The organism is Rahnella bruchi (assembly GCF_003614975.1).
Taxonomy (GTDB): domain Bacteria; phylum Pseudomonadota; class Gammaproteobacteria; order Enterobacterales; family Enterobacteriaceae; genus Rahnella; species Rahnella bruchi.
Genome location: NZ_QZWI01000038.1, coordinates 1 through 5,049 on the forward strand (window position 1 = coordinate 1; position 5,049 = coordinate 5,049).

Genomic DNA, 5,049 nt, shown 5'->3' on the forward strand with positions numbered 1-5,049 from the left:
CCAGGCATCAAATAAGTGGAAAGCCCTGTACTGACGTACAGGGCTTTTTGCTATGTATAATTTGGTGGTTTTTGTTCGTTATTTGTCCCGTTAAAGGTTGTTGTAACCTTATTCCGGCTGACAAAACCCGGAGTAACGGAATATAGGATCGGTTAAACTAACCACAACTAAGTCACTCATGAGTAATATTGTTATGTCGATTGACGACACTTCTCTCCAGTCTCTGAATACCTTTTCTTTGGCGGCTCGTGCTGCTGAAATTACTTATGCGCAAAATGCGAAACAATTAACCGATGCATGGAAATTAGCGCAGGAAAAGCAGCAGCCCTTTTTGCTTTTAGGTGAAGGAAGTAATGTACTTTTCCTGGAGGACTTTGCGGGAATCATTGTTCTTAACCGGATTAAAGGTATTGAACTGATTGAAAATGCCGACGAATGGCTCATGCATGTGGGAGCCGGTGAGAACTGGCATCAGCTGGTGTGCTATACCCTCGAACATAATATTGCAGGTCTTGAGAATCTCGCCTTAATTCCAGGCTGTGTAGGTTCTGCACCCATTCAGAATATCGGCGCGTACGGAATCGAACTGCAAAGCATCTGTGATTACGTTGATGTTTTGGATCTCAGGGCCGGGAAGGTTACCCGTCTGATGTCTGCAGAATGCCATTTTGGTTATCGCGAAAGCATTTTTAAACATGCCTACAAAGAAGGTCATGCAATTGTCGCCGTCGGCTTCAAGCTGACAAAACAATGGCAGCCTAAACTCACCTATGGTGATTTAAGTCGTCTGAGTCCCGAAACGGTAACTCCGCGCCAGATCTTCGATTCCGTTTGCGCTATGCGTCAGAGCAAGTTGCCAGATCCGGCGGTGACGGGTAATGCCGGAAGCTTCTATAAAAACCCCACCGTCGACGCCTCTGTTGCTGAAAAAATCAGTCTCGAGTATCCCTCAATGCCTGCTTACCCTCAGCCGGACGGGCAAATTAAACTCGCAGCAGGTTGGTTAGTCGAGCAGGCTGGTCTGAAAGGTTATACCATTGGCGGCGCGGCTGTTCATGATAAACAGGCACTAGTGCTGATTAATAAAGATCACGCAACCAGTGCAGATGTCCGTGCGTTAGCAAAATACGTCCGTGATGCCGTGGCTGCAAAATTTGGGATCTGGCTTGAACCAGAAGTCCGTTTCATCGCCTCTGCAGGCGAAGTAAATGCCGTAGGAGCGCTATCATGAAAGATATTACCGTTCCGTTGCAGTTAATCTCTATCCTGGCTGATGGCGAGTTTCATTCTGGTGAACAATTAGGTACAGCCATGGGAATGAGCCGAGCGGCGATTAATAAGCATATCCAGACGGTACGTGACTGGGGTGTAGATATATTTACCGTTCCCGGTAAAGGCTACAGTCTTCCATATCCAATCCAGCTGCTCGATGAAGCTAAAATCCTCGCTATGTTACCTTCCGGTCAAGTGAGTGTTATGCCTGTCATTGATTCAACAAACCAATATCTTATGGACAGAATTGGCGCGCTGAACTCAGGTGATGCCTGTGTGGCCGAGTATCAGCAGGCGGGGCGGGGTCGCCGTGGTCGCAAATGGTTTTCGCCATTCGGCAGTAATCTCTATCTTTCAATGTACTGGAAACTGGAACAAGGCCCGGCAGCAGCCATGGGGCTTAGCCTGGTGATTGGTATAGTGATGGCCGAAGTGCTTCAGTGCCTGGGGGCCAAAGATGTGCGGGTTAAGTGGCCAAACGACCTTTATCTTAATGACCGTAAACTTGCCGGGATCCTTGTTGAGCTGACAGGTAAAACCGGGGATGCCGCACAGCTGGTTATCGGAGCAGGCATTAACCTCAAAATGCGTGAGCCTGCGACCGATACAATTAATCAGGGTTGGATTAATTTGCAGGAAGCTGGCGTCAATATTGACCGTAATGAACTCACTGCCACATTGTTGAATGAGCTGCGTTCGGCACTACTGCATTTTGAGCAAGAGGGGCTGACGCCATTTATCAGCCGCTGGCGTGGCTTGGATAATTTCCTTGATCGTCCTGTTAAACTGCTGATCGGTGAACAGGAAATCCATGGTATTGAACGTGGGATTGATCCTCAGGGCGCATTACTGCTTGAACAAGATGGCATCGTTAAACCTTATATCGGCGGGGAAATTTCACTGCGTGGTCTTTGATTAAAATAAAGGAGAGCGAGGCTCTCCTTTATCCTTATAAAGATGTACGAACTTTTATTTTCTCAACCGTACACTTTCGACGGCGTGATTGGCGCTCTTTGTCAAAATCAGGCTCGCTCTTTCACGTGTTGGTAATATATTTTCTTTCAAATTCAATCCATTAATCTCATCCCACAACTGCGTCGCAATATTCACTGCTTCTTCTTCGGGCAGTTTCGCATAGTGGTGGAAATAAGAATCCGGATCCGAGAATGCGCCCTGACGGAATTTTAGGAATCGATTGATATACCAACCCTGTAATAAATCTTCCGGGGCATCAACGTATATTGAGAAATCAACAAAGTCGGAAACAAATACATGGTGAGGATCGTGCGGATAATCCATACCACTTTGCAGTACGTTGAGCCCTTCCAGAATTAAAATATCCGGTTGCTCTATGATTTTATTGCCATCGGGGATCACATCATAGATAAGGTGCGAATAGACTGGCGCAGTCACATGCTTAGCACCCGATTTTACTTCGGATACGAAATTGACCAGGTGATGCATATCGTAAGACTGCGGGAACCCTTTTTTCTTCATGATCCCACGCTCCTGGAGCGTCTTATTGGGATACAGGAAACCATCAGTCGTGATCAGTTCAACTGAACGATGCTCTGGCCAGCGGCTAAGAAGTGCCTGGAGGACACGTGCCGTGGTGCTTTTGCCTACTGCAACGCTGCCTGCAATCCCGATCACATAAGGTATTTTTTGCCCATCCGTGCCAAGGAACTGTTCAAGTACGGCCTGCCGGCGCAGGTTAGAACTGATATAAAAATTGAGAAGGCGCGAAAGAGGCAGATAGATCTGAGCCACTTCTTCAAGGGACAAGTCCTCATTGATGCCTTTCAGGTTTACAACTTCCGCTTCTTTAAGCGTGAGTGGTACTGAATCACGTAAGGCTGCCCACTGCGCACGATCGAACTGCAGATAAGGTGTTGCCAAAGATGGGTCTCTTGTTTTCATAAGTTAAAGTCTGCCTGTTAGCGCAGGTCAGGAAAGGCGATCACGCCAACTCCAGACAGTAAACCAGCAGCATATTATAGACACCTTAATTTTTGGGGGAGATCTTTTTCTTATAACTTATCGATTTCTTTGATTGAGTTTAAAAATTTTTGAGAAAGTTATGCAAACAGCGGAAAACCCGTAGTGGTGCGGCGTCAGTCTCGACGCACCACTTTTGGGCTAATAATGAGGGAGGGAGTTGCTGCAAAAAGAGGAAAGTTGCTTGTAATAGACTACCTGATTTTTTCGGCTATAGCCGGTTGTTGCATCCACGCCTTTCACGCAGCGATATCCCTGAGCGCGGTAGAAAGCTTCTGCTTCTGAACCTGATTGCATATCTGAAGACAGTATATTGCAACCCAAATTCTTAGCGGTACTTTCCAGTTCACGCATTAACAGACGGCCCACGCCGCGGCGTTTTGCCCGTGAACAGACCAGCAGGGTGCTAATTTCTGCCTTATGGGATAATGCTGTCTTACCGGCCAAATCTAACTGAACGGTACCAACGACACCTTTCTCGTCTCTGGCAATCCAAAGCAATACTTCGTTTTGATAAAGAGCCGGGCGTAAATCATGAAAGGTATCTTCTGCCTGCTGGTGTTCTATAACGTGTGGGAACCCGGCTGATGCTCCCTGGCTGTTCGCCTCTATCAGCAATTGCGCCAGTTCATCTCTGTAGACTGGTAATGTCGCGGCATTAAGCATGACAATCTTCATCGCTGCACTCCTCCGGATGGCAAAATAGTGCGTTCATAAAGAATGCTGCAAAAAATACGCCAACAAATTTGGCCGTAAAATCAGCATTCGCAAAAGAGAAAGTGTCTTTTCGTGTTCATTGCTGAGGCAAAGGTACTTTTACGGTGCATTAGCTGGGCTTTGATGCAGGAAAAAGGTTTTTTAAGTTAGCAACAGGTACAAAACAGAAAACAGCGGTTGCCAGCCGGGGCAGAGACGCAAGATTTTCGAGCATTATTTAACCCCTTAAGCGCTCGAAAATGGGAAAAAGAAGGTTTTTTGAATAAAACATGAGCGATAGTGCAAAACATGCAATTTTTTTGTTGCATACCCCTTAAAGTCTCCCTAGAATGCGCAGCACTTGATGCCGGCATAGCTCAGTTGGTAGAGCAACTGACTTGTAATCAGTAGGTCCCGAGTTCGACTCTTGGTGCCGGCACCATTCAAGTACTTAACAATTAGGTGGGGTTCCCGAGCGGCCAAAGGGAGCAGACTGTAAATCTGCCGTCATCGACTTCGAAGGTTCGAATCCTTCCCCCACCACCATACAAGCCTTAGCGATAAGGCAGCTTGAAGTGAAAGAGTCGCTTTAAGTGAAGGTGAGGAATTAAGTGTCTCACGTCCTTTTCCCCGTCTTCGAAGTTCTTCAGAACAATCAGGTAGCCGAGTTCCAGGATGCGGGCATCGTATAATGGCTATTACCTCAGCCTTCCAAGCTGATGATGTGGGTTCGATTCCCACTGCCCGCTCCAAGTATGTGCTGATATAGCTCAGTTGGTAGAGCGCACCCTTGGTAAGGGTGAGGTCGGCAGTTCGAATCTGCCTATCAGCACCACTTCTAAATCCTCCCTCCTGATTCTCTTTCTGTAAACTAATTCGTCAAGCAAATGCTTGGTTGATGTGGTGATACCACCGATTTAACCGTGTCTTAGAGGGACAATCGATGTCTAAAGAAAAATTTGAACGTAACAAACCGCACGTTAACGTTGGTACTATCGGCCACGTCGACCACGGTAAAACTACCCTGACTGCAGCAATCACTACCGTTCTGGCTAAAACCTACGGCGGTTCTGCACGCGCATT

At 47.0% G+C, this 5,049-nt stretch carries 5 protein-coding genes and 4 tRNA genes; 7 read left to right on the forward strand and 2 right to left on the reverse strand.

Annotation, left to right across the window (positions count from 1 at the left end):
* The first annotated feature begins 193 nt into the window (after nucleotides 1–193).
* Both murB and birA read left to right on the forward strand, forming a co-directional pair.
* Nucleotides 194–1,231 (forward strand): UDP-N-acetylmuramate dehydrogenase, encoded by a 1,038-nt coding sequence (murB, locus tag D5398_RS25155; protein WP_120510023.1) that lies wholly within the window; start codon nucleotides 194–196, stop codon nucleotides 1,229–1,231.
* Nucleotides 1,228–2,187: a bifunctional biotin--[acetyl-CoA-carboxylase] ligase/biotin operon repressor BirA gene (gene birA, locus D5398_RS25160; protein ID WP_120510020.1), complete on the forward strand. Its 960-nt coding sequence runs from the start codon at nucleotides 1,228–1,230 to the stop codon at nucleotides 2,185–2,187. The genes murB and birA overlap by 4 nt, the downstream gene beginning before the upstream one ends.
* 54 nt (nucleotides 2,188–2,241) lie before the next feature.
* Here birA and coaA read toward each other — a convergent pair whose 3' ends face one another.
* Together coaA and D5398_RS25170 are read right to left on the reverse strand one after the other, a co-directional pair.
* Nucleotides 2,242–3,192 carry a type I pantothenate kinase gene (gene coaA / locus D5398_RS25165; RefSeq protein WP_120510021.1) on the reverse strand — a complete coding sequence of 317 codons (951 nt, stop codon included), beginning with the start codon at nucleotides 3,190–3,192 and terminating at the stop codon, nucleotides 2,242–2,244.
* Nucleotides 3,193–3,411: 219 nt separating this feature from the next.
* On the reverse strand, nucleotides 3,412–3,948 hold the full coding sequence (locus D5398_RS25170; protein ID WP_120510022.1) for a GNAT family N-acetyltransferase: 537 nt from the start codon (nucleotides 3,946–3,948) through the stop codon (nucleotides 3,412–3,414).
* Nucleotides 3,949–4,332: 384 nt separating this feature from the next.
* On the opposite strand from D5398_RS25170, the gene D5398_RS25175 reads away from it, so the two are divergent.
* The 5 genes from D5398_RS25175 to D5398_RS25195 form a co-directional block, all read left to right on the forward strand.
* Nucleotides 4,333–4,408: transfer RNA gene (locus D5398_RS25175), tRNA-Thr, on the forward strand.
* A 19-nt stretch (nucleotides 4,409–4,427) separates the two neighbouring features.
* Nucleotides 4,428–4,512 (forward strand) — tRNA-Tyr (locus D5398_RS25180).
* 131 nt (nucleotides 4,513–4,643) lie between these two features.
* Nucleotides 4,644–4,718 (forward strand) — tRNA-Gly (locus tag D5398_RS25185).
* A 7-nt stretch (nucleotides 4,719–4,725) separates the two neighbouring features.
* Nucleotides 4,726–4,801, forward strand: a tRNA-Thr gene (locus tag D5398_RS25190).
* A gap of 108 nt (nucleotides 4,802–4,909) precedes the next feature.
* On the forward strand, nucleotides 4,910–5,049 hold a 140-nt coding region (locus tag D5398_RS25195; protein ID WP_228389065.1), incomplete at its 3' end, for a GTP-binding protein.

What these genes read in the sequence shown, in the direction of transcription:
- murB (WP_120510023.1), top strand. Translation starts at nt 194, where the DNA reads ATGTCGATTGACGACACTTCTCTCCAGTCTCTGAATACCTTTTCTTTG.
- birA (WP_120510020.1), top strand. Translation starts at nt 1,228, where the DNA reads ATGAAAGATATTACCGTTCCGTTGCAGTTAATCTCTATCCTGGCTGAT.
- coaA (WP_120510021.1), bottom strand. Translation starts at nt 3,192, where the DNA reads ATGAAAACAAGAGACCCATCTTTGGCAACACCTTATCTGCAGTTCGAT.
- D5398_RS25170 (WP_120510022.1), bottom strand. Translation starts at nt 3,948, where the DNA reads ATGAAGATTGTCATGCTTAATGCCGCGACATTACCAGTCTACAGAGAT.